Source organism: Serinicoccus sediminis, from assembly GCF_004153545.1.
Classification (GTDB): Bacteria; Actinomycetota; Actinomycetes; order Actinomycetales; family Dermatophilaceae; genus Ornithinicoccus; species Ornithinicoccus sediminis_A.
Genome location: NZ_SDVA01000001.1, coordinates 464,517 through 488,463 on the forward strand (window position 1 = coordinate 464,517; position 23,947 = coordinate 488,463).

General features: G+C 75.2%; 16 protein-coding genes. 9 read left to right on the top strand and 7 right to left on the bottom strand.

The annotated features are described in order from the left end of the window. Window positions 1–14 precede the first annotated feature (14 nt). Window positions 15–1,454 (bottom strand): trimethylamine methyltransferase family protein, encoded by a 1,440-nt coding sequence (locus tag EUS26_RS02140; RefSeq protein WP_130011508.1) that lies wholly within the window; start codon window positions 1,452–1,454, stop codon window positions 15–17. Window positions 1,455–1,579: 125 nt separating this feature from the next. On the opposite strand from EUS26_RS02140, the gene EUS26_RS02145 reads away from it, so the two are divergent. The 5 genes from EUS26_RS02145 to EUS26_RS02165 all read left to right on the top strand — a co-directional run bounded on the left by EUS26_RS02145 (window position 1,580) and on the right by EUS26_RS02165 (window position 6,659). Further along, window positions 1,580–2,338 carry an IclR family transcriptional regulator gene (locus EUS26_RS02145; RefSeq protein ID WP_165368471.1) on the top strand — a complete coding sequence of 253 codons (759 nt, stop codon included), beginning with the start codon at window positions 1,580–1,582 and terminating at the stop codon, window positions 2,336–2,338. Continuing rightward, window positions 2,335–3,012 carry a corrinoid protein gene (locus EUS26_RS02150; RefSeq protein WP_130011510.1) on the top strand — a complete coding sequence of 226 codons (678 nt, stop codon included), beginning with the start codon at window positions 2,335–2,337 and terminating at the stop codon, window positions 3,010–3,012. The genes EUS26_RS02145 and EUS26_RS02150 overlap by 4 nt, the downstream gene beginning before the upstream one ends. After that, window positions 3,009–3,917, top strand: coding sequence for a dihydropteroate synthase (locus tag EUS26_RS02155; RefSeq protein ID WP_130011511.1), 909 nt, complete (start codon window positions 3,009–3,011; stop codon window positions 3,915–3,917). The genes EUS26_RS02150 and EUS26_RS02155 overlap by 4 nt, the downstream gene beginning before the upstream one ends. Next, on the top strand, window positions 3,914–5,926 hold the full coding sequence (locus EUS26_RS02160) for an ASKHA domain-containing protein (RefSeq protein WP_238148765.1): 2,013 nt from the start codon (window positions 3,914–3,916) through the stop codon (window positions 5,924–5,926). Before EUS26_RS02155 ends, EUS26_RS02160 begins: the two co-directional genes overlap by 4 nt. A 127-nt stretch (window positions 5,927–6,053) precedes the next feature. Further along, window positions 6,054–6,659, top strand: a complete 606-nt coding sequence (locus tag EUS26_RS02165; RefSeq protein ID WP_238148766.1) for a DUF1638 domain-containing protein — start codon at window positions 6,054–6,056, stop codon at window positions 6,657–6,659. A 163-nt stretch (window positions 6,660–6,822) separates the two neighbouring features. On the opposite strand, the gene EUS26_RS02170 is transcribed toward EUS26_RS02165, so the two are convergent. Together EUS26_RS02170 and EUS26_RS02175 are read right to left on the bottom strand one after the other, a co-directional pair. Continuing rightward, window positions 6,823–7,674 carry a methylenetetrahydrofolate reductase gene (locus EUS26_RS02170; RefSeq protein ID WP_130011513.1) on the bottom strand — a complete coding sequence of 284 codons (852 nt, stop codon included), beginning with the start codon at window positions 7,672–7,674 and terminating at the stop codon, window positions 6,823–6,825. A gap of 104 nt (window positions 7,675–7,778) precedes the next feature. Further along, entirely contained in the window at window positions 7,779–8,471 is a 693-nt protein-coding gene (locus EUS26_RS02175) for a dienelactone hydrolase family protein (protein WP_130011514.1), read from the bottom strand. Window positions 8,472–8,592: 121 nt separating this feature from the next. Here EUS26_RS02175 and recC point away from each other — a divergent pair, with 121 nt between their 5' ends. From recC to EUS26_RS02195, 4 genes are read left to right on the top strand one after another with little or no spacing between them, the layout of a single operon-like run. Next, a complete protein-coding gene (gene recC / locus EUS26_RS02180) occupies window positions 8,593–12,093 on the top strand; it encodes an exodeoxyribonuclease V subunit gamma (RefSeq protein ID WP_130011515.1) in 3,501 nt (1,166 codons plus the stop codon). Beyond that, window positions 12,090–15,509, top strand: a complete 3,420-nt coding sequence (locus EUS26_RS02185; protein ID WP_130011516.1) for a UvrD-helicase domain-containing protein — start codon at window positions 12,090–12,092, stop codon at window positions 15,507–15,509. The genes recC and EUS26_RS02185 overlap by 4 nt, the downstream gene beginning before the upstream one ends. Continuing rightward, window positions 15,506–17,491, top strand: coding sequence for an exodeoxyribonuclease V subunit alpha (gene recD / locus EUS26_RS02190; RefSeq protein WP_238148767.1), 1,986 nt, complete (start codon window positions 15,506–15,508; stop codon window positions 17,489–17,491). Before EUS26_RS02185 ends, recD begins: the two co-directional genes overlap by 4 nt. Next, window positions 17,488–18,336, top strand: coding sequence for a hypothetical protein (locus EUS26_RS02195; RefSeq protein WP_238148768.1), 849 nt, complete (start codon window positions 17,488–17,490; stop codon window positions 18,334–18,336). Before recD ends, EUS26_RS02195 begins: the two co-directional genes overlap by 4 nt. A 209-nt stretch (window positions 18,337–18,545) precedes the next feature. Here EUS26_RS02195 and EUS26_RS02200 read toward each other — a convergent pair whose 3' ends face one another. The 4 genes from EUS26_RS02200 to EUS26_RS02215 form a co-directional block, all read right to left on the bottom strand. Then, window positions 18,546–21,029: an ABC transporter permease gene (locus EUS26_RS02200; RefSeq protein WP_130011517.1), complete on the bottom strand. Its 2,484-nt coding sequence runs from the start codon at window positions 21,027–21,029 to the stop codon at window positions 18,546–18,548. After that, window positions 21,029–21,787, bottom strand: a complete 759-nt coding sequence (locus tag EUS26_RS02205; RefSeq protein WP_130011518.1) for an ABC transporter ATP-binding protein — start codon at window positions 21,785–21,787, stop codon at window positions 21,029–21,031. The genes EUS26_RS02200 and EUS26_RS02205 overlap by 1 nt, the downstream gene beginning before the upstream one ends. 101 nt (window positions 21,788–21,888) lie before the next feature. Then, window positions 21,889–22,587 carry a response regulator transcription factor gene (locus EUS26_RS02210; RefSeq protein WP_130011519.1) on the bottom strand — a complete coding sequence of 233 codons (699 nt, stop codon included), beginning with the start codon at window positions 22,585–22,587 and terminating at the stop codon, window positions 21,889–21,891. Next, window positions 22,584–23,894 carry a sensor histidine kinase gene (locus EUS26_RS02215; RefSeq protein ID WP_130011520.1) on the bottom strand — a complete coding sequence of 437 codons (1,311 nt, stop codon included), beginning with the start codon at window positions 23,892–23,894 and terminating at the stop codon, window positions 22,584–22,586. The genes EUS26_RS02210 and EUS26_RS02215 overlap by 4 nt, the downstream gene beginning before the upstream one ends. Window positions 23,895–23,947: the final 53 nt, after the last annotated feature.

Here is a 23,947-nt window from a genome sequence, read left to right on the forward strand (position 1 = left end):
GGGTCCGGCGGGCCTCAGTCGCCCAGCTCGGCCCGGCGCCGCACGACGAAGGCCTCCAGCTCCTCCCGCACGGCGTCGTCCAGCGGGGGCGCCTCGTAGCCCTCCAGCCGGGAGGCGACCACGGCCGAGGCGCGGGTCGCGGTGTCCGGCGACCCCTTGGAGGTCCACCGCTCGAAGTTGTCCGCGCTGGACAGGAACGGCCGGTAGAAGCAGGTCCGGAAGCGCTCCATGGTGTGCATCGCCCCGAGGAAGTGGCCGCCGTGCCCGACCTCCACGTGCGCGTCGAAGGCCAGCGAGCCCTCGTCGATCTCCAGCGGACGGAACTCGTGCTGCAGCATCTCGATGATCTGGCAGTCGACGACGAACTTCTCGAAGCTGCTGACCAGGCCGCCCTCGAGCCAGCCGGCCGAGTGCATGACCCAGTTGGTGCCGGCGAGGAAGGTCGGGAGCAGCGTCATCGTCGCCTCGTAGCCGGCCTGGGCGTCCGGCACCTGGGAGCTGGTCAGCCCACCGCCGCCGCGGAACGGCAGCCCGAAGTGCCGCGCGATCTGCCCGGTGCACAGCAGCCCCAGGCCCGACTCGGGCGTCCCGAACGTCGGGGACCCCGACTGCATGTCGATGGTGGACAGGAACGACCCGAAGATCACCGGCGTCCCCGGCCGGATGGTCTGCGCGAGCGCGATCCCGGAGAGCGCCTCGGTGATCTGCTGGGTGAGCGCCGCTGGGATGGTCACCGGCGACATGGCACCCATGAGGATGAACGGGGTGAGCACCACGGGCTGGCCGGCGCGGGCGTACTCGAAGAGCGCCTCGAGCATCCGGTCGTCCCAGCGCAGCGGGCTGTTGCAGTTGATGAGCGAGATCGACGCCGGGGTCGCCTCGATCGCCTCGCGCCCGCCGAAGAGGATCTCCCCCATCGCGATGACGTCGCGCGCGTTCTGCCCCGACACCACGTTGCCCATGTAGACCTTGTCGGTCTGCGTCATCAGCGCGAGCGTCATGTCGAGGTGCCGCGAGTCCAGCGGCAGGTCGTTGGGCTCGCAGACGACGCCGCCGGCGGAGTCGAGGACGTCGAAGGTCTGCGCCAGCCGGGCGAACCGTTGGTAGTCGTCGAAGGTGCCGTCGCGCCGCGCGTCGCCCTCGCGCACGAACGGCGGGCCGTAGACCGCGCCGAACGCCATGCTGTCGCCACCGATGTGGATCGAGCGCTCCGGGTTGCGCGCCTGCACGTCGAACTCCCGGGGCGCCTTCGCGACCTGCTCGAGCACCCACTCCGGGTCGAGGTATGCCGTGTCCCCCTCGACCTTCTGCCCCGCCTCCCGCAGCAGCGCGAGGGCCTCCTCGCTGGCGAACTGCACCCCCACCTCGGTCATCAGCCGGCGCCAGGCGCCGTCGAGCTGGTCCATCGCCTGCTCCGAGAGCACCTCGTACCTCGGCATGCGGTTGACGAACATCCCACTCCTCCTCCCCGTCGCCGGGCGGCCCCGGGCGACGCGCCGGACGCCGCACCCTTGCGTCGTCTCACGATATGGGCATACGATCCCACATAGTGAGCACTCAGGGAAGAGGGACACGGAGAATGGCAACCCAGGGGACCCAGGCGATCGACCGGGCGGCGGACCTCGTCGTGCGCGTCGTCCAGTCGCCCGACCCGCTGAGCACCCCCGACCTCGCGCAGGCCACCGGCCTGGCCCGCTCGACCGTCTCCCGGCTGCTGTCCGCGCTGGAGCGCTCGCACCTCATCTCCCGCGACGTGGAGGGCAACGGCTACCTGCCCGGGCCGCTCTTCGAGCAGTACGCCGCCCGCACCGACACCCGGGAGTGGCTGGCCCGCGAGGCCCAGCCGACGATGGCCGCGCTGAGCGAGGCCACCGGGGAGACCATCAACCTCGGCGTACCGGTCGGCACCTCGGTGGTGCAGATCGCCCAGGTCGACTCCACCTTCCTCATCGGCAGCCGCGACTGGGTGGGCGTGGACCTGCCCGCCCACTGCTCCTCGCTCGGCAAGACCCTGTACGCCTTCGGCGCCCTCGACCTGCCCGAGCAGCTGCCCTCGCTCACCACGCGCACCGTCACCGACCCGGACGCCCTGCGCGCCGAGTTCGAGGTCATCCGGGCCCGGGGCTGGGCGACGACCGTCGACGAGCTCGAGGTGGCGCTCACCGGCATCGGCGCCCCCGTCCGGCTCCGCGGCCGCCTCGTCGCGGCCATCGGGGTGTCCGGTCCCACCTCCCGACTGACCGGCCGGCTCGACGAGCTCGGCCGCCTCGTCTCCCGGCACGCGGACGACCTGTCCGGGCGCCTCACCGAGCCGCACGTGATGAAAGGTGCCTCATGACTCCCGACGAGATCCTGCAGGGCCTCTACGACCGCACCCTGGTGGGCAACGGACCCGGCGTCCTGGAGCTGACCCACCAGGCCCTGGGCATGGACATGGAGCCGCAGGTGCTGCTCTTCGACGCGCTCATCCCGGCGCTGGAGGAGGTGGGCGCGCGCTTCGAGCGCGGCGACTTCTTCGTGCCGGAGATGCTCATCGCGGGCAAGGCCATGGCCGGCTCGATGGAGGTGCTGCGGCCGCTGCTGGCCGACACCGGCGTGCAGACCGTCGGCACCTTCCTCATGGGGACGGTCAAGGGTGACGTGCACGACATCGGCAAGAACCTCGTCAACATCATGCTGGAGGGCGCGGGCTTCGAGGTCATCGACCTGGGCGTGCAGGTCGCGCCGGAGAAGTTCGTCGCCGCCATCGAGGAGCACCAGCCCGACGTGGTCGGGTTCTCCGCCTTCCTCACCACGACGATGCCGATGTTCAAGGCCAACATGAACGCCCTCGAGAAGGCCGGCATCCGCGACGAGGTCATCGTCATGGTCGGCGGCGCCCCCGTCACCCAGGAGTACGCCGACGCCGTCGGCGCCGACGGCTACGCCGCGGACGCCTCCGCGACGGTCAAGAAGGCGAAGGCCCTGCTCGCGGACCGCCGGGCGCGCACCGGGGCGGGGGTGCTGGCATGAGCCCGGCGTGGGGGTCGTCGGCGCTGGCCGGCAGCGGCCCGCTGCACACCGTGCTGCGCTCGGCGACCAAGGAGGTCGTCATCGGCTCCGACCAGCGCTTCTGCGTCATCGGCGAGCGCATCAACCCGACCGGGCGCAAGACCTTCCAGGCCCAGCTGCGCGAGGGCGACCTGTCCGCGATCGAGCGCGACGTCGAGGCCCAGGTGGCCGGCGGCGCCGACGTGCTCGACGTCAACATGGGGGTCCCGCTCACCGACGAGGCCGACCTGCTCGTCCGGGCGATCCAGGTCGTCCAGGCCCGCACCGACCTGCCGGTCTGCATCGACTCCTCGGTGGTCGAGGCGCTCGAGGCCGGGCTGGAGGCATACCAGGGACGCGCGCTGGTCAACTCGGTGACCGCCGAGGACGAGCGCCTCGAGGCGATCCTGCCGCTGGTGAAGAAGCACGACGCCGCCGTCATCGCGCTGCCCAACGACGCCGACGAGATCCCCATGGAGTCCGGCAAGCGCCTCGAGCTGGTGGAGAAGATCGTCCGCGTCGCGACGCAGGAGTACGGCATCGCCCTGCAGGACATCGTCATCGACCCGCTGGCCATGCCGATCGGCGCGGACAGCACGGTCGGGATCACCACCCTGGAGACGGTTGCCGGCGTGCACGAGCGCTGGGGCCTCAACATGACCTGCGGCGCCTCCAACGTCTCCTTCGGCATGCCGGGCCGGCACGCGATCAACGCCGCCTGGCTGCCCCTGGCGATGGCCGCCGGCATGACCAGCGCGATCATGGACGCGCGGACGGCCGAGGTGGTCGACGCGGTGCGCGCCGCGGACCTGCTCCTCGGGCACGACGAGTGGGGTATGTCGTGGATCGGCACCCACCGCGCACGGCAGGCGGCCGCCGCGACGTGAGGCACGAGCAGGTGGGGGCGGCCACGGCCCGTGGCCCGGTGCAGCGTGCGGCGGGCGCGGCCGCCGAGGCGGGCGAGGAGCCGCAGGACGACACGCCGGCCGTCACCGAGGGCGAGTGGCCGGAGCGGGTCGACCTGACCTACACCCCGTCGGGGACGACCGTGCGGGTGCCCAGCGGCGTCAACCTCTTCGAGGCGGCGAGCTGGAACGGCATCGCCGTGGACTCGACCTGCGGCGGGCACGGGACGTGCCGCAAGTGCAAGCTGCAGGTGACCGAGGGCGACTGGATGCCCCCGGTGACGCCGCAGGACGAGCGCACCTTCTCCGCGGACCAGCTGGACGCGGGCTGGCGGCTGGGATGCCTGGCCACGGCCTGGGGGTCGATGACCGTCGACGTGCCGCCGCTCGTCACCCGCCCCAAGGCCTCCACCGTCGGGGTGGGCCGCCAGGTCATCCTGCGCCCCTCGGTGCAGAAGCGCTACGTCGAGCTCGAGGAGGCGACGCTCGCCGACCAGCGGCCCGACCTCACCCGGCTGCTCGACGCCATCGAGGACCTCGAGCCGACCGCCGAGCTGCACGCCCTGCGCCGGGTGGGCCCGGCGCTGCGCCGGGCCGACCACAAGGTCACCGCGGTGGTGGCCGACGACCGGCTCATCGACGTCGAGGAGGGCGACACGACCGGGCGGTCGTTCGGCCTCGCGGTGGATCTCGGCACCACGACGGTGGTGGCCACGCTCATGGATCTCACCACCGGCACCCCGGTGGCCGTCGCGTCGATGCTCAACGCCCAGCAGCCCTTCGGCGGCGACGTCATCTCGCGCATCAGCGCGACCATGCTGGACCCGCAGGCGCTGCCGCGGCTGCGGGCCCGCGCCCACGAGACGCTCGCCGAGCTCGCGGCAGAGGTGTGCGCCGAGGCCGGGGTCGACCCGGCCGAGGTGTACGACGTCGCGATCGCCGGCAACGCCACGATGGTCGCGCTGCTGCTGGGCCAGGACCCGGAGCCGCTCGGGGTCGCGCCGTTCATCCTGGCCGCCGACCGCTGGCCCCTCGTGCCGGTCGCCGAGGTCGGCCTCGGCGGGGCGGTGCACCCCGCGGCGCGGGCCTTCCTGCACCCGGCGCTCGGCGCCTACGTCGGGGGCGACATCGTGGCCGGCATCCAGGCGTCGGGGATGGACCGTGACTCACGGGTGCGGCTCATGATCGACATCGGCACCAACTGCGAGATCGTGCTCTCCGACGGCACCCAGCTGGTGTCGACCGCCGCGCCGGCCGGCCCGGCCTTCGAGGGCGCGTCCATCCGGTGCGGCATGCGGGCCGCCGACGGGGCGGTGGAGACGGTCACCCTGCTCGCCGACTGGCCCGCCCCCGCCACCGGCGAGGAGGAGCTGCCCGACCCGGTGCAGCTGGGCGTCATCGGCGACGTCGAGCCGCGCGGCCTGTGCGGGTCGGGCCTCGTCGACGCCGTGGCCGAGCTGACCCGGGTGGGCCTGCTGGACCCCTCCGGCCGCCTCGTCGACGAGGAGACGGCGCGGTCGGTGGCGCCCGCGCTGGCCGACCGGCTGGCGAGCATCGGGGAGCCCGGGGAGCGGGTGTTCGTGCTCTACCGCGAGTCACCGGACGCCCCGGTGGCCGAGTCGGTCTACCTCTCCCAGCGGGACGTGCGGGAGCTGCAGTTCGCCAAGGCCGCGATCTCGACCGGGTGGACGCTGCTGCTGGAGGAGATCGGCCTGGAGCCCCGCGAGGTGCAGCAGGTGCTGCTCGCGGGGTCGTTCGGCTCCTACCTGTCCCCCGCCGCCGCGGTCCGCATCGGGCTCGTCCCCAGGCTCCCGACGCTGCGCATCGTCGCGGCCGGCAACATCGCCGGCGAGGGAGCCAAGATGGCGCTGCTCTCGGCGACCGAGCGCACCGGAGCCGAGGCCCTGCTCGAGGGGGTGCGCTATGTCGAGCTCTCCGACCGCAGCGACTTCAACGACCGCTTCGTCGACCAGCTGGCCTTCCCGGCCTGACGCCGCCGAGCGCCCTCGTGCCTCTGCTCGGGACACGAGCGTGTCCACGGGCACGCTCGTGTCGCACGGTCAGGCACGGGCAGAGGCACGGGCGTCCGCGGGGCGGCTGAGGGCCGCCGGGTCACGCGTGGCGCTCATCGCGTGCGGGGCCCTGGCGACCCACGCCGCCGCGGCGGCGGCACGGCATACGCCTCCTCTGCCGGTCGACGTCCACCCGCTGCCACCGCTGCTGCACAACCATCCGCAGCGCATCGCCGGCGAGGTGGAGGCGACCATCGACCGGCTGGCCGGACGCTACAACCGCGTCGCCGTCGGGTATGCCGACTGCGGCACCTACGGCGCGCTGGACGCGCTGTGCGCGCGCCGCGGGGTCGAGCGGCTCCCGGGGCTGCACTGCTACGACCTGTACGCCGGGGAGGCGCGGGTGGCCGCGCTGCTGGACGAGGAGCCGGGGACCTACCTGCTCACCGACTTCCTCGTCCGCAGCTTCGACCGCACGGTGTGGGCCGAGCTGGGGCTGGACCGCCACCCGGGGCTGCGCGACGACTACTTCGGCCACTACACCCGGTGCGTGTGGCTGGCGCAGGACCCCGACCCCGACACCGATCCCGAGCTGCTCGCGCTCGCCCGGCGCGCGGCGGCCAGGCTCGGCCTGCCGCTGCAGGTCGAGCGCACGGGGACGGCCCTTCTCGACGACGCCCTCGCCCGCCTCGTCCTCGACCCCGACGGCTGACCCCCCGCCACCGACCCTCTCCTTCCCCCACCGAGCGCCGCGAGTGGTTGCCCCAGCCCCCACCGAGCGCCGCGAATGGTTGGCCTCCGGGTCACCGAGCGTCGCGAATGGTTGCCCTCCGGGTCACCGAGCGCCGCGAATGGTGGCCCGGCCCGCCGGCGTCCTACGGCTGGCGGAGCGCGGCGACCTCGGCGAGCTGCTCCCTGCGCCAGGCCTCGGTCTTCTCGACCTGGTTGAAGCTGTAGAGGTGCAGGCCGCCGATGCCCAGGCGCTCGGTGCCGGCGAGCGCCGCGATCCGGTGGACGAAGCGGGTGGTGGAGAAGCCCGGCAGCGCGATGCGGGTGAAGACGCCGCGCTGCTTGCGCAGGAACCGCATGGAGTCCCCGACGCCGATGACGGTGGCCATCTTGAGCAGCTTGGCCGGGTCGACCGGTCCCGGCACGCCGACCCACACCGGGTGCTCGATGCCGCGGCGACGGACCCGCTCCAGCCACCGGCCGACCTGCTCGTCGTCGAAGGTCATGTTGGAGACGATGTCGGTCGCGTAGCGCCGCTTGTCCCACATGGACTGCACAATGACGTCGTCGTCGATGCCCGGGTGGGACTCGGGGTAGCCGGTGATGCCGACCCGCTCGAAGGGGCGGCCCAGCTCCTCCAGCTCCAGGAGCAGGTCGAGGGCGTTGGTGAAGGTCGTCTCGGTCGGCGTCGCGTCACCGCCGGGCACGAAGATCTCGGTGATGCCGGTGGCGGTGAGCCGCGCGACGACGTCAGGCAGCTCGGCCCGCTCGACCATGCGCGCCGCCAGGTGCGGCACCACGTGGTAGCGCTCGGACAGCTGCTCGGCGAGGGCGAGGGTGGCCTCCAGGCCCTTGGCCGGGGAGGCGGTCACGGTGACAGTGCGACCGGGCTCGACATGGGCGTGCACCTGCTCGGCCACCGAGTCGGTCGGGAGGATCTCCAACCGCGCGTCGCGCAGCAGCCCCTCGAGGGCCGTCGACGGGTACCTGTTGCTCATCACGCAACGCGCTTCGCCATACGCACACCCTCAGCGTAGGAGCCGCCCGGGCCGCTGACAAGACCCCCGCGGGGGTCCCTCCACCCTGGTGTCGTCCGCCCAGGTCAGGAACGGAGGTGGGTGTCGAGGAAGGCGAGGGTATGCGGCCAGGCCGCGGCCGAGGCGTCGGCGTGGAAGAAGGCGGGGTGCGGGTTGTCGAAGGCGTGGCCGGCACCCTCGTGCCAGACGAACTCCACCCCGTCCCGGTCCAGCGCCCGCTCGATCTCCTCGGCCGTGGCGCGCGGGATGAAGGCGTCCTCGGTGCCCCAGTGGTGCAGGCTCGGAGCGGTCACCTCGGGGGCCAGGTCGAGCAGCTGCGGCAGCGCCGAGCCGTAGTAGGACACGAGCGCGGCCACCTCGGTCCGCGCAGCCGCCGCGAAGGCGACCCCTCCGCCGTAGCAGAAGCCGACCAGCCCCACCCGGCCCGCGACCTCGCCGCGCAGGTGCTCGACGGCGGCCAGCGTGTCGCCGACCGCGTCGGCCCAGTCGGTCCGGCCCATGAGCTCCATCCCGCGCTCCAGCATGCCCTCCCCGTCCTCGTCGACCTCGTGGTCGGGGATGCGCCAGTAGAGCTCGGGGACGTGCACCTCGTACCCCTCCCGCGCCAGGTCCTCGGCGCGGGCGCGCACGTAGGCGGAGACGCCGAAGATCTCCTGGACCAGCACGATGCCGGCGCCGCTCGACCGGTCGGGGAGGAAGCGGTGCACCGGCAGCTCGCCGTCCGGGCGGGTCAGGGTGATGACGTCGGAGGTAGCCATGGGCCCAGTCTGCGCCCGTGTCCCCGCACCCGCGAGGGCAGGGGCCGATGCGCCGGCCCGGCCGTGCGGTGACCCCACCGGCCCGGCCGGTGCGTCGGTGCGCGTGGATAGGGTCGGCGCCGTGACCTTGTTCGTGCACCGCGACACCAGCACGGCGGCCCTGGCCGAGGGCCTCGCCGACCTGCTGGCCACGCCGCTGCCGGACCCGTTCGCGGAGGAGGTCGTCGCGGTCCCGGCCAAGGGGGTGGAGCGCTGGCTGGCCCAGCGGCTGTCGCACACGCTCGGCGCGGGCCCGTCCGGTCACGACGGCGTCTGCGCGGGGGTCCGGTTCCTCAACCCGCACTCGCTGGTCTCGCTGGTCCTCGGCATCGAGCGCGACGACCCATGGCACGCGGACCGGCTGGTGTGGCCGGTGCTGGAGGCCGTGGACGCTGTGATGGGCGAGCCGTGGGCGGGCACGCTCGCCACGCACCTCGGGCACGGCGCGCAGGGCGCGGTCGGCGAGCTGCGCCGCGGCCGACGGTATGCCGTAGCCCGCCGCCTGGCGGGGCTCTTCGCCGCCTACGCCGCGTCCCGGCCGGCGATGCTCACCGACTGGCGCCTCGGTGGCGACGGCGACGGGCTGGGCGGCCGCGTCGAACCGGACCTCGCCTGGCAGCCGCCGCTGTGGCGCGAGGTGCTGCGTCGGGTGGACGCGGAGCCGCCCGACGTGCGCCAGGCCAGGGTGGTCGAGGCGCTGCGGGCCCCCGGCGAGCTGCCCGGCCGGTGGCAGCTGCCGTGCCGGCTGTCGCTCTTCGGGCACACCCGGATCGCCCGCAGCGAGGTCGAGGTGCTCGCCGCGCTGGGCGATCAGCGCGACGTCCACCTGTGGCTGCCGCAGGCCTCACCGGCGGCGTGGGACGCGCTGGCCGACACCGCCTCCGCGGGGCCGGTGCCCCGCGCAGAGGACGACACCGCGCTGCTCGTGGCGCACCCGCTGCTCGCCAGCCTGGGGCGGGACGCCCGCGAGCTGCAGCGCACCCTGGCGCTGGCACCGCATACCCTCCAGGGACGGCCCGGCGGGAGGTCCGACCGCCGCACGGACCGCACCGGCGGGCCGACGCCCTCGCTGCTGCGCCTGCTCCAGGGGGACCTCGAGGCCGACCACGTGCCGACCGACCCCGAGCGGGGCGCCCGGCACATTGCGCAGGAGGACCGCAGCATCCAGGTGCACGCCTGCCACGGCCGGTCCCGTCAGGTCGAGGTGCTGCGCGACGTGCTCACCGACCTGCTGCAGCGGGACCCGACCCTGGAGCCGCGCGACATCCTCGTGATGTGCCCCGACATCGACACCTACGCCCCGCTGGTGCACGCCGGCTTCGGGCTCGGCGAGGTGGTGCGCGAGGGCGGCTCCCCGGCGTCGGGCCTCGCCACCCACCCGGCGCACTCCCTGCGGGTGCGCCTGGCCGACCGGTCCCCGACGGTGGCCAACCCGCTGCTCGCGCTGGCCGCCCGGCTGGTCGGGCTCGCCGGGGGCCGCCTCGGCGCCGGGGAGGTGCTCGACCTCGCCCGCACTGCGCCCGTGCGTCGACGTTTCGGGCTCGACGACGACGACCTCGAGCGGCTCGGCGACTGGGTGGTGGCGGCGGCGGTCCGCTGGGGTCTCGACGACGAGCACCGGGGTGACTACGCCCTGCCGGGGCTGAGCCAGAACACCTGGCAGTCCGGACTCGCGCGGGTGCTCGTCGGCGCCGCCGTCGACGGCGAGGAGGTGGACCACCTGGGCACCACCCTGGGCCTGGACGACCTCGACAGTGCCGACCTCGACCTGGCCGGCCGGATGGCCGAGCTGGTCGCCCGGCTCGGCGCCACCCTGCGCGCCCTGCGCGGGGCCGACGCCGCCAGCGAGTGGGTCGAGGCGCTGACCGACGGCGTGCTGGGACTGGCCGACGTCGCCCCGGCGGACGCCTGGCAGGTCACCCAGCTGCGCCGCGAGCTGGACCTGGTGGGGGCGCACTCCGGATCCCGCGGCGACGACGGACCCGGGCTCACCCTCGCCCTGTCCGACGTGCACGCCCTGCTCGACGAGCACGCGGCGGGTCGGGCGACCCGGTCCAACTTCCGCACCGGCACGCTCACCGTCTGCACGATGGTGCCCATGCGCTCGGTCCCGCACCGCGTGGTGGCCCTGGTCGGCCTGGACGACGGGGTGTTCCCCCGCACCACGGCCCCGGACGGCGACGACGCCACCGCGCGCCGCCCGGTCACCGGCGAGCGCGACCCGCGCAGCGAGGACCGTCAGCTGCTGCTCGACGCCGTCATGGCCGCCAGCGACGCACTGGTCGTCACCTACACCGGCTTCGACGAGCACACCGGCGTGCCACGTCCGCCCGCGGTGCCGCTCGGCGAGCTGCTGGACACCGTGCGCCGGACGGCCGACCCCGGCTCGCCAGGTGTCGACCGCGTGCTCACCGAGCACCCGCTGCAGCCCTTCGACCCACGCAACCTCGGTGCCGCGCCCACCGGTGCGCCACCGCTGCGCCCCGGTGGCGGGCCGTTCAGCTACGACCCCGCCGCACTGGCCGGCGGTCGGGCAGCGGTGTCCCCGCGCGCACCCCGCCCCCGACCGGTGGCCGAGGGGCTCGCCCCGATGCCGAGCGACACGGTCGAGCTGGACGCGCTGCTGCGCTTCCTCGACCACCCGGCACGGGCCTACCTGCGCGACCGGCTGGGCCTGGTGCTGCCCGAGGTGCCGGAGCAGCAGGAGGACGGCATCCCCATCGACCTGGGCGGGCTGCAGACGTGGGCGGTCGGCGACCGGGTGCTGCAGGCGGTGCTGGCCGGGCGCGACCCCGGGGCCACCGTGGACGCCGAGCTGTGGCGCGGCGAGCTGCCGCCCCGCGCGCTGGGCGCCGGGGTCCTCCGGGAGGTCACCGCGCAGGCACAGATCGTGGCGGAGGCCACGTGGCGCGTCGCCGGGCAGGGCGGGTGGGGGGTGCCGCTCGAGCGCGACACCCTCGACGTCGACCTCACCCTGCCCAGCGGCACCCGGCTGACCGGCACCCTCACCGGCCTGGTCGGCCACCGTGTCGTCACCGCGACCTACTCCACGGTGCGGGCCAAGCAGCGGCTGCGCTCGTGGGTGACCTCGCTGGTCCTCGCCGCCGCGCTCGGCCCGGACGCGACCAGCCACCTGCTCGGGGCGCAGCGGCGGGGCCGCCGACGGGGCGGGGTCCACCTCACCCACGGCCCCCACGACCCCGCCCGTGCCCGCGAGCTGCTCGACCAGCTCGTCGACGTCCGGGCCCGGGGCCTGGTCGAGCCGCTGCCGCTGCCCCCACGGACGGCGCTGTCCTGGGCGGAGTCCTACCTGCGCGGCCCCGGCGACGCGCGGGCCGCCACCCTCGACGCCGTGCGCGAGTGGCGCACCGACGACACCTTCGAGCGCGCCTTCCCCAAGGAGCAGGACGACCCGAGCCACGTCTACGTGCACGGCGAGGGGGTGCCGCTGCAGGACGTCCTGGGCGTCCCGCGCGAGGACGAGCGGTGGACCCCCGGCGTCGACCACCGGCTGGGCCAGCTGGCGCTGCGGGTGTGGGGCCCGGTGCTGACCGGCGGGGCCGAGCGGAAGGAGCAGCTGTGAGCACCCCCTTCTCCATCACCGACCCGCTGCCCACCGGGACCGTCCTGCTCGAGGCGAGCGCCGGGACGGGCAAGACGTGGACCATCGCGGCGCTGGTGGCCCGCTACGTCGCCGAGGGTGTCGTCACCCTGCCGGAGATGCTCGTCGTGACCTTCGGCCGGGCCGCGAGCCAGGAGCTGCGGGCCCGGGTGCGCGAGCAGCTGGTCGCGGCCGAGCGGGCCCTGGTCGACCCCCCGCCCGAGGGCGAGCGCGACGACCTGCTCCGCCTGCTGCTCGACACGGAGGCCCCGGAGCGGGCGGCCCGCCGACGCCGGCTCCGCACCGCGCTGTCCGACATCGACGCGGCCACCATCGCCACCACGCACCAGTTCTGCCAGCAGGTGCTGCGCAGCCTCGGGGTGGCCGGCACGGCCGACGCCGACGCCGAGCTGGTGGACGACCTCGACCGGCTGCTCGTCGAGGTCGTCGACGACCTCTACCTGCGGGCCTTCGCCCTGCGTGACGACGAGCCCTTCTTCACCCGGCGCGAGGCGCTGCAGATCGCCCGCACCGTGGTCGACGACATCCATGCCGAGCTGCGGCCCACCGCGGCAGAGCCGCGCTCGGTGCCGGACCGGCGGGTGCGCTTCGCCCAGGCCGTGCGCGAGGAGCTCGACCTGCGCAAGCAACGGCTCCAGGTCCTGCACTACAACGACCTGCTCACCCAGCTCGCCGCGGCGCTCGAGGGCGAGCGGTCCCCCGCGCGGGCCCGGATGCGCCAGCGGTGGCGGGTGGTCCTCGTCGACGAGTTCCAGGACACCGACCCCGTCCAGTGGTCGGTGCTCGACCGGGCCTTCACCGGCCACGCCCACGCGATGGTCCTCATCGGCGACCCCAAGCAGGCGATCTACGCCTTCCGCGGGGGTGACGTGCCGACCTACCTCACCGCCGCCGCGACGGCCGACGAGCAGCACACCCTGCTGCGCAACTACCGCTCCGACCCGGGCGTGACCGAGGCGCTCGGGGCCATGCTCTCCGGGGCACAGCTCGGCGACCCGCAGATCGTCGTGCACCCCGTCACCGCGCACCGGCAGACGCCACGGCTGCACGGGGCCCCGAGCACCGCGCCGGTGCGGCTGCGCCAGGTGCTGCTGCGCGACCACCTCGGGGGCGACACCCGGATGCCGACCGTCCGCCCGTGGATCGCCCGCGACCTCGCGCACGACGTCGCGGCCCTGCTCGCCTCCGGCGCCACCTTCGACGACCGTCCGGTCGAGGCCCGGCACGTCGCCGTGCTCGCGCACCGCGCCAAGGACCTGCTCGAGGCGCAGCGCGCGCTCGCCGAGCTCGGCATACCGGCTGTCAGCACCGGCGGCTCGACCGTCCTGCACAGCCGCGCGGCGCACGAGTGGCTCGCCCTGCTGGAGGCGATGGCCGCCCCGCACCGCCCGGTGCTCACCCGCGCGGCCGCGCTCACCGACCTGCTGGGGTATGCCGTGACCCGGGTCGGCGATCGCGGCGAGCGGCAGGACGACGAGCTCGAGGACGAGCTGGCCCTCACCTGCCGGGAGCTGGCCGGCCTCTACGCGCGGCAGGGCGTGGCCGCGGTCCTCGAGCTGCTCACCGCGCGGGGTCTGCCCGCCCGGGTGCTGGGGCAGGTGGGCGGCGAGCGCACGCTCACCGACCTGCGGCACGTCGCCCAGCTGCTGCACGAGACCGCCCGCCGTGACCAGCTCGGCCTGGTGGCGCTGCTGGAGTGGCTGCGGGCCGGGATGGCCGAGGACTCCCCGCAGAGCGCCGGCGCGCGGACCCGCCGCCTCGACAGCGACGCTGCGGCGGTCCAGCTCGCGACCATCCACGGCAGCAAGGGCCTGCAGTACCCCGTCGTCTACCTCCCCTCGCTCGGCGACCGGTGGGTCAGCGACTCCCCCGCGATCCCGCTGTTCCACGACGAGCCGCCGGAGCGCACCCGCTGCCTCGACGTCGGCGGCGACCACCCCGCCAACCCGGGGTGGGCCGACGCGGTGCGGCGGCACAAGGACGAGGACGCCGGGGAGTCGTTGCGGCTGCTCTACGTCGCGCTGACCCGGGCGCAGAGCCAGGTCGTCACCTGGTGGGCGCCGGTCAACAACGCCAGCAGCTCGGGCCTGCACCGCGTGCTCTTCGGGCGGGAGCCCGGGCAGGGCGAGGTGCCCCACCAGGTGCGGGTGCAGCGGCAGGACGACGCCGCGACGGAGCGGCTGCGGCGGTGGGCCGAGGAGGGGGCCTTCGTCCTCGAGCGGGCCGACCACGCGACTGACGTCGCCCCGGCCCCGGCGCGGGAGGCACCCGAGCTGGCGGTCGCGCGGTGGACCCGCCGCGTCGACCACGACTGGAGGCGCACGTCCTACACCGCGCTCTCCACGCCGTCAGAGACCAGCCTCGACACCGCCGCCGGGGTCTCGACCGAGCCGGAGGCCGGCGTCACCGGCCGCGAGGACGAGCCCAGCGGCCCGGACCCGGTGGCCGAGGCCGTGCCGGCCCTGCCCGGCCTCGACGGGGTCGCGCCCGCCCCGGGCTCGGAGGTGCCCTCCCCGATGGCCGACCTCCCGGTGGGGGCGACCTTCGGCTCGCTGGTGCACGCGGTGCTCGAGCACGCGGACCCCGGGGCGGAGGACCTCGCGGGCGCGCTGCGCGCCCAGCTGCGCGAGCAGCGCGTCCAGTGGCCGGTGGAGCTCGGCGAGGGCGGGGAGGACCTGCTCGTCGACGCCCTGGTCGCCGTGTGCCGGACACCGCTGGGGCCGCTCGCCGACGGTGCCACGCTGCAGGACGTCGGCACGGCAGACCGCCTGTGCGAGCTCGACTTCGAGCTGCCGCTGGGTGGCGGGGACCTGCGCCGCGGCGTCACGGGTGCCGGGGCGGCCGTGCTCGGTGACCTGGTGCCGCTGCTGCGCCAGCACCTCCCGCCGGGCGACCCGGTCCGCGGGTGGGCCGACGTGCTCGAGGCGGCCCCGGACCTCGCGGGCCAGCAGCTGCGGGGCTACCTCACCGGCTCGGTCGACGTGGTGCTGCGGGTGCGCGCCCGGGGTGGCGACACCTTCCTCGTCGTCGACTACAAGACCAACTGGCTGGGCAGCCCGGAGGAGCCGCTGACCGCGGCCGACTACCGCCCGGAGCGGCTGGCCGAGGCGATGGGCCACTCGTCCTACCCGCTGCAGGCGCTGCTCTACGCGGTCGTCGCCCATCGCTTCCTCCGCTGGCGGCTGCCCGGCTACGACCCCGAGCAGCACCTCGGCGGCGTGCTCTACCTCTACCTGCGCGGCATGTGCGGCCAGGACACCCCGGTCGTCGACGGTATGCCGTGCGGCGTCTTCTCCTGGAAGCCGCCGGTGGCGCTGGTGCTGGGCGTCTCGGACCTGCTCGACGGGGCGGACCGGGCGGCGGGGGTGGCGTCGTGACCGGGCCTGCCCACGAGGGTCTCCACGACGCCACGACCGAGGAGGTCACCCGCGCCGGCGGGGCGCCGGTGGCTGTCGGTTCTGGCACACCGGCACCGGACAGCGAGGCCGCCGCTGCCGTGCTCGACCTCTTCGACCGGACCGACGAGCACGACCGGCGTCTCGCCCTGACCACGCCCACCGACAGCGCGCTCGGCGCCTTCAACCGTGCCGGTCTGCTCACCGCCGCCGACGTCCACGTCGCCACCGGGCTGGCCCGGGCGGTCGGGGAGAGGGACGCCGACGTCGTCCTCGCCGCGGCGGTCGCGACCCGGGCCGTGCGCTCCGGGTCGGTGGCCGTCGACCTCGCTGCCTTCGCCGCCCAGGGGGCGCAGGCCCTCCCCGCCCTGCCGTGGCCGGACCCGGAGGGGTGGACCTCACTGGTCGCCGGCAGCCGGCTCGCCGCCGAGGGCGGGCTCGTCGTCGAGGAGGCCAGCGGTCTCGTCTACCTCCAGCGCTACCACCACCAGGAGGTGCAGGTCGCCGCCGACCTGCGGGCCCGGGCAGCGCTCGGCCCTCCCGAGGTGGACGAGGGGGTGCTGAGCGCCGGGCTGACGCGGATCTTCCCCGGGGCCGGCTACGCCGAGCAGCGGGCTGCGGCCGAGGTGGTCGTGCGCTCGCGGACCGGCGTCATCACCGGTGGCCCCGGCACCGGCAAGACCACGACGGTGGCGGGCGTGTTGACGCTGCTCGCCGAGCAGGCCGTCGCCGCCGGGAGCCGACCGCCCCGGGTGGGGCTCGCGGCCCCCACCGGCAAGGCCGCCGCGAGGGTGAAGGCGGCGGTCGACCGGGCCCTGGACGAGATCGCTGCCCGCACCCCCGACCCCGCCGCCCGGGCGGTCGTCGACCGGCTGCGCGAGGTCGAGCCGCGCACCCTGCACCGGCTGCTGGGCTGGCGTCCTGGCTCCCGCAGCCGGTTCCGGCACCACCGCGGCAACCGCCTGCCCCACGACGTCGTGCTGGTCGACGAGGCGTCCATGGTCTCGCTGACCCAGATGGCCCGGCTGCTGGAGGCGCTGCGGCCGAGTGCGCGGCTCATCCTCGTCGGCGACGCCGACCAGCTCGTCTCCGTCGAGGCGGGGGCGGTGCTCGCCGATCTGGTGGCGGCCGTCCCCGAGCAGGCCCCCGCCGAGGAACACGCTCCCCACGAGGTGGACCGCCCGGCCCCGCTCGCCCTCGCCCGACTGCGCACGGTCCACCGCTTCGGTGAGACGATCGGCGCCCTCGCCCAGGCCCTGCGGGTGGGCGACGCGGACGCCGTGGTGCGCGCCCTCTCGGCGGGCAGTTCGGAGGTGGCCTGGATGCCGGACCCGGACGAGGGCGCCGCGCTGCGCGACGTCCTCACCCGGCAGGCCGTCGACGTCCTGCGGGCCGCGCGCGCCGGCGACGACGACGCCGCCCTCGCCGCCCTGCACCGTCACCGGCTGCTCTGCGCCCATCGCGAGGGCGACCGGGGGGTGCGCCGCTGGAACCACCTCGTCGAGACGTGGCTGGGCGAGGCGGAGACGGGCCTCAACCTCTACGAGCCCATGTACCTCGGCCGGCCGCTGCTCGTCACCGCCAACGACTACGCCACCGGGGTCCTCAACGGCGACACCGGCGTGGTGGTCGCGTCGCAGACCTCCGCAGGGGTGCCCGTGCGGATGGCCCTCATCGACGGCACCGGCGGGCGCAGCAGGTATGCCCCGTCGCGCCTCGGCGAGGTCGAGACGATGCACGCGATGACGATCCACAAGGCGCAGGGCAGCCAGGCGACGGAGATCACCGTGCTGCTGCCCGAGCTGGACAGCCCGCTCCTCACCCGGGAGCTCTTCTACACCGCCGTGACGCGGGCCGAGCAGCGGGTGCGGGTCGTCGGCACCGAGGAAGAGGTGCGGGCCGCCGTGCAGCGCCGGGTCGTCCGGGCCAGCGGCCTGCGTCAGCGCCTGGCGGCCGGCCCGTGACCCGGCCCGTGAGCGCCCGGCTGGACCTGATGACCCGGCGGTTCTGGCGACGCACTGGTCGGCCGGTGGACCTCACCGGCGCCGAGGCGTGGCTGGCCGCGCCGATGAGCACCGGATCCACCGTCGAGGACAGCTGGGTGGGGGCGGCCGCGCAGGCCCTCGGAGGAGAGGCCCTAGACCGTCCGCACGCGGGGTTGCTGGCCGACATGACCCAGCTGGACGGCCCCGCCTTCCGTGCGGCGGACCTGCGGCCCGAGGTCCGCGACTTCTACGAGCACACCTCCGACTGGCGGATGGAGGTGTGGACGCAGTGGAGCCCGGTGTTCCAGCCCGGTGGCGAGCTCGTCTCGCGGCTCTTCGGGCACCGGGTGCAGCAGCTGGCCCTGCCGACGCGGCCGCTCGACGTCGCTCGGGGGATGGACAGCCGCATCACCGTGCTCACCGACGGCACCGGCGCCCAGCGCGCGGCGGCCTGGCTGCGGACGCTGCGCCCCAGCGGCGGCTACGTCTACAGCGGCTGCTACTCCGCCCGCGCTCTCCCCGGCCGGACCCAGCCCGGCGTGCACGTCGCCTTCCCGCTGGAGTCCGGCAACGTCCAGGTCTTCCTGCGTCCCCGGCTCCTGCCCGGGGGCGGGCTGGAGCTGGCCTCGCCGCCAGGCCGGTTCGGCGACGACGGCGCCTACGTCGTCGTGGACGACCGCGGCACGCACGCGGCCCGGGTGCCGCTGCACGAGACCTTCCAGGTCTACGTCGACGAGGAGGGCACCTTGCGCACCGACCACGTGCTGCGGCTGTGGTCGGCCACCGCCGTCCGGCTGCACTACAAGCTCCTCCCCCTCTCCTGACCGTCGGCGCAGCGCTGGTCGCCGTTGCCGGAACCCTCAGCCGGCTGCCCGTCGGACCCAGTGAGGAGCGTGTCCCGTCAGGGGCCTCGAGTCGAGGTGCGCGACTGCACCGGGTATGTCGTGGCATCGGTCCGGGGTCGGGAGCACACCGCCACGCGGTGAGCCCCGGTCGGGCGACGGTGAGTCCCTGCACCGCCGCCCGACCTGTCCTACGCGGCGGCCAGCCCCTCCGCGGGGCTGACCCGCGCGGCCCGCCGGGCCGGCAGCACGCTGGCCAGGGCACCGGCCAGCAGCGCCACGCCGACGATGGTCGCGACGCGCCCCCACGGCACCGCCAGCGTCAGCGCGGTCCCCTCGGGCAGCAGCGTCTGGATCCCGAATGCGGCATACACCACGCCGAGCACGAGGCCCAGCCCGGTGCTCACCAGCGCCAGCAGCACGCTCTCCACCAGCAGCATCATCCGCATCTGGCCCCGGGTGAGCCCGAGCCCCCGCAGCAGCGCATGCTCCCGGTGCCGCTCGACGACCGACAACGACAGCGTGTTGGCGATGCCGACCACCGCGATGAGCACGGCGACGCCGAGCAGCGCGGTGGCGACGAGCACCATGACGTCGAGGACCTGGGTGATCGCGGCCCGCTCGGCGGCCGCGCCCTGGACCGACATCCCGGCCTCGTCGGTGAGATCGGTCACGGCGGACATCGTGGCCCTGACGTCGGCGGAGTCCTCCAGCCGGATGAGGACCGCGCCCGGCTGCTGGGCGGTCCCGCCCCCGGAGAGCGAGGCCAGGTCCTCGGGCTGCAGCGCCAGCCCGGCGCCGCCCAGGCCGAGCTCGATGACCTCGAGGTCCTCGCTGCCGCCCGGCCCCGACACGGTCAGGGTGTCCCCGGCGGAGACGCCGTAGCGGGCCCGCTCGTAGGACCCGAGCCCGACGGTGCCCGGCGCCAGCGCGTCGACGAGGTCCTCGCTGCGCAGCACCCGCTCGGCGGTGGCCGGGCTCAGCGCCGCCGCGGGGGCGGTCCCCGTGTCACCGACCTCGAGGTATGCCGTGTCCACGACCTCGACGGCGCGCACCCCGTCGACGGCCGCGAGCCGGTCCACGACCCCGTCGTCCACGGCGGTCGGCACCGGTAGGTCGCCGTCCTGCTCCGACGGTGTCTGCGCCGCCAGGTCGATCGCGAGCGCCTGGTCGATCTCGTCGGTGGCGGTGCGTTGCCCGGACGCGGCGCCCACCGAGGTCATGGTGATGAGGGTGACGCCGACGAGCAGGGCGGCGCTCGTCGCGGCCGCCCGGCCCGGGTTGCGCACCGCACCGGCCACGGCGAGCCGGCCCGGCACCCCCGCCGGACGGGCGGCGACCCCGAGCAGGCGCACCAGCGGCGGCACGAGCACGACCGCGGCCAGCAGCACCCCCACGAAGGAGACGAGCCCGCCGCCGACGCCCAGCAGCACCTGGCGCTGCGCGGCACCCAGCACCATCAGACCGGCGCCGCCGGCCACCAGCAGCACGGCGAGGAGCAGCCGCACCGCGGTGCCGCGGGTGGCCCCCTCGGGTGCCGCCGTCGGACGCAGCGCCGCGAGCGGCGACACCCGGGTGGCCCGGGTCGCCGGCCAGAACGAGGCCAGCACGGTCATGAGGACACCGACGAGGACGGGCACCACCAGACTCACCCAGCCGACCTCGAGGCCGGTGCCCAGCGGGATGCCGATGCCCACCTCCCGGGCCAGGGTCAGCAGCAGCTGCGCGACCCCGATGCCTCCCGCGACCCCGGCCACCGAGGCCGCCGCGCCCAGTGCCACCGCCTCGACCAGGACGGAGCGGCGCACCTGCGACCGGGTGGCACCGACGCAGCGCAGCAGGGCCAGCTCACCGGTCCGCTGGGCCAGGGTGATGGTGAAGGTGTTGGCGATGACGATGGCCGCGGTGACCAGCGCCACCGCCCCGAAGCCCAGCAGGACGCCCCCGAGCACGAAGGTCTGCCCGGTCATGGCGGCCACCCGGTCGGCGGCTGCCTCCGGCCCCGTCCGCAGGACGGTGCCCGGCAGCGCGCTCTGCAGGTCGGCGCGCACGTCGCCCACGGCGGCGCCGCCGGCCACCGCCACCTGGACCGACTCGTAGGACAGCAGCGGGTCCAGCTCGCGCAGGGTGGCGTCCGTGGCGAGGAACCCCTCCCCGTAGCTCAGCGCGTGCATCTCGCCGGGGTCGACCACCCCCACGACGGTCAGGTCGACGGGGGCACCCTCGGTCCCCGTCGTCGTCCACGTCGGCACCGTGAGCCGGTCATCGACGGACAGCTCCGCGGCCAGCTCCCGGTTGACGGTGACCTCGCGCGCCTCCGCCGGGAGGCGGCCCTGCAGCAGGGTCATCCCCCCGCTCGGCACGGAGGCCCCCATGACGAAGCCGCTGCCCCGCTCGACCCCGACCGAGGCGCTGGCGACCACGTCCGCGACCCCGGGGGTCGCGGCGACGCGGTCGACCTGGTCGGTGTCCAGCCAGGAGCCGTCCTCCCCGGTCACGACCAGGTCGGCGTCCCGCACCCCGCCGGCCACCGCCTCCTCCAGCCCGGCCTGGGCGGTGGAGACGGCGACGAGGCTGGTGGTGAGGAACCCGACGCCGATGAGGATGGCGACGGCGGCCGAGACCAGCCGCCGCCCGCGCGAGGCCAGCCCGGCGGTCATCCACCCGGTGGCCATCAGGCGACCCGTCCGAGGTCACGGATGCCGGCCAGCACGGCGTCGGCGTCCGGGTCGAGGATCTCGCCGGCGATCCGGCCGTCCGCGAGCAGCAGCACCCGGTCCGCCACGGCCGCGGCCTTCGGGTCGTGGGTCACCATGACCACCGTCTGCCCCCATTCGTCGACCGACCGGCGCAGCAGGGCCAGCACCTCGGCACCCGTGGTGCTGTCGAGCGCGCCGGTCGGCTCGTCGGCGAAGATGACCTCCGGCCGGGTCACCAGGGCCCGGGCGAGCGCGACCCGCTGCTGCTGCCCGCCGGACAGCTCGCCGGGCCGGTGGCCCAGCCGCTCCCCGAGCCCCAGCGCCTCGACGACCGTCCGCTCCCAGCCAGCGTCGGCGGAGCGGCCCGCGAGGTCCAGCGGGAGCCGGATGTTCTGTCGCGCGGTCAGCGTGGGCAGCAGGTTGAAGGCCTGGAAGACGAAGCCCACCGACTGCCGGCGCAGCCGCGTCAGCTGGGCGTCGGACAACGAGGTCAGCTCGTGCTCGCCGAGGTAGGCGCGCCCCGCGGTCGGGGTGTCCAGGCCGGCCAGCAGGTGCATCAGGGTCGACTTGCCGGAGCCGCTGGGCCCCATGATGGCGGTGAACCGGCCGGCCTCGATGCCGACGGAGACGCCGTCGAGGGCGGTGACGGCGGCCTCCCCGCGGCCGTAGGTCTTCGTGAGGTCGAGGGCGCTGGCGGCCAGGGCCGTGCCCTGGCGTGGTGTCGTGGTCGTCATACCCCCGACGCTAGGGACCGGTCACCGCCGCGGACATCGTCCAGCAGTCGTGACCTGCGACGGCGCCGGTCCATCCACGGTATGAACCGGGTCGCCCCGCGCTACTCCGGCCGGCCGACCAGACCGGTCTGGTAGGCGGTGATGACCATCTGCACCCGGTCGCGCAGGCCGAGCTTGGCCAGGACCCGGCCGATGTGGGTCTTGACGGTGGCCTCGGCGAGGTAGAGCTCGGCGGCGATCTCGACATTCGTCAGACCCCGGCCGACCGCCTCGAGCACCTCGCGCTCGCGCTCGGTCAGCGGGTCCAGCCGGGCGGCCGCCTCCCGGCGCCGGGTCGCCGAGGCGCTCTCGGCGCCCGTCTCGGGCAGGTCCGGCACGAAGCGCTCCAGCAGCCGCCGGGTCGTCGACGGCGCCATCGCGGCGTCGCCGGCGTGCACGGCCCGGATGGCGCTGAGCAGCTCGGCCGGCCCTGCGTCCTTGAGCAGGAACCCCGACGCACCCGCCCGGAGCGCGGCATACACGTAGTCGTCGAGGTCGAAGGTGGTGAGGACCAGCACCTTGACCTCCCCCGCGGCCGGGTCGCGCAGCAGCCGGCGAGTGGTCTCGACCCCGTCCATCCGCGGCATCCGGATGTCCATGAGCACGACCTCGGGCCGGGTCTGCGCGATCGCCGTCAGCGCGGCGGCACCGTCACCGGCCTCGCCGACGACGGTCATGTCGTCCTGGGCGTCGAGCACCATGCGGAAGCCGGCGCGCACGAGCTGCTGGTCGTCGACGAGGAAGAGCCGGATCGGGGTCATGGGGTGCCTCCTGGGGTATGCCGTGGGGCCGGCTCGGCGGGGCCCGCTCCGGAGCGGGAGCCACCCGGCCCCCGGGTGCGCTCCACCGGCAGGGTCGCGACGACCTCCCAGCCGCCCCGCCGTCGGGGTCCGGCGCTGACGGTGCCACCGAGGACCTCGACCCGCTCCCGCATCCCGACCAGGCCGTTGCCCTCGCCGTCGTGGGCGCTGCCCTCCCCGTGGCCGTCGTCGGTGACCCGCACGAGCAGCACCTCGGGCGTGCGCAGCAGGTCGACGTCCACCGAGGCGTCCGGCCCGGCGTGCTTCATGGCGTTGGTCAGCGACTCCTGCACCACCCGGTATGCCGCGAGGTCGACGTCGCGGGGCAGGTCGTCCACCTCCCCGCGCACGTGCGCCTCGACGTCGACCCCGGAGCCGCGCACGCGCTCGACGAGCTCGTCGAGGTAGGTGATGCCCTGCAGCGGGGAGTACTCGGCGCCGCCGCCGGAGTCCCGGAGCACCCCCACGAGGCGGCGGGTGTCGGCCAGCGACGAGCGTGCCGTCTCGGCGAGGGTCTCCAGGGTGCCGGCCGCGCGCTCGAGGGCCGCCCGGTCCGCCGCCATACCCGGCTCCTTGCCGAGTGCCTGGCGCGCGGCGTAGAGGCCGCCGTCGGCCTGCACGACCACGACCGCGAGGGAGTGGGCGACGACGTCGTGCATCTCCCGGGCGATGCTGGCCCGCTCGTCCTGGGCCGCCAGCCGAGACCGCTGCGCCTGGTCCCGGGCCAGCGCCCGGTTCTGCTCCTGCAGCCGGGCGACCACCTCACGGCGGCGGCGCAGGACGTCGCCGAGCGCCCAGGCGACCCCGACGAAGCAGAGCATGAACACGGTCTGCACGGTGACGATGCTGAGGTAGGAGCCGAGGCCGAAGTAGGCCGACCAGCGCAGCGCCCCGACCACGGCCCCGGCCCCGGCCAGTGCGAGGACGGCCCGCGACGTCCGGCGGCTGCCGTAGGCCGCGGCGCTGAACACCACGACCAGCACCGCGAGGTTGACCGGCGCCGGCGCGTCGCTGAGGACGACCTGGAGCAGGCACCCGGCGGCGACGACGAGCGCCACCGTCAGGGGGTGACGGCGCCTCCAGAAGAGGGGCACGACCTGGAGCAGGCTGAAGACCGTCGCCGCCGGGCCGTCCCAGCCGGCCCCGCTGACGAGGTAGAGCAGGAGGAAGGCGGCCACCACCGCGGCGTCGGGCAGCCACGACCGGGCACGCAGGCCGCGCGCCAGGTCGGTGGCCTGCTCACGGACGGCCTGCAGGGTGTCGGTCACCCCAGGGAGCCTAGGTGCTGCGGGAGGGTGGACGCGTCATACCTGGGTCGCTC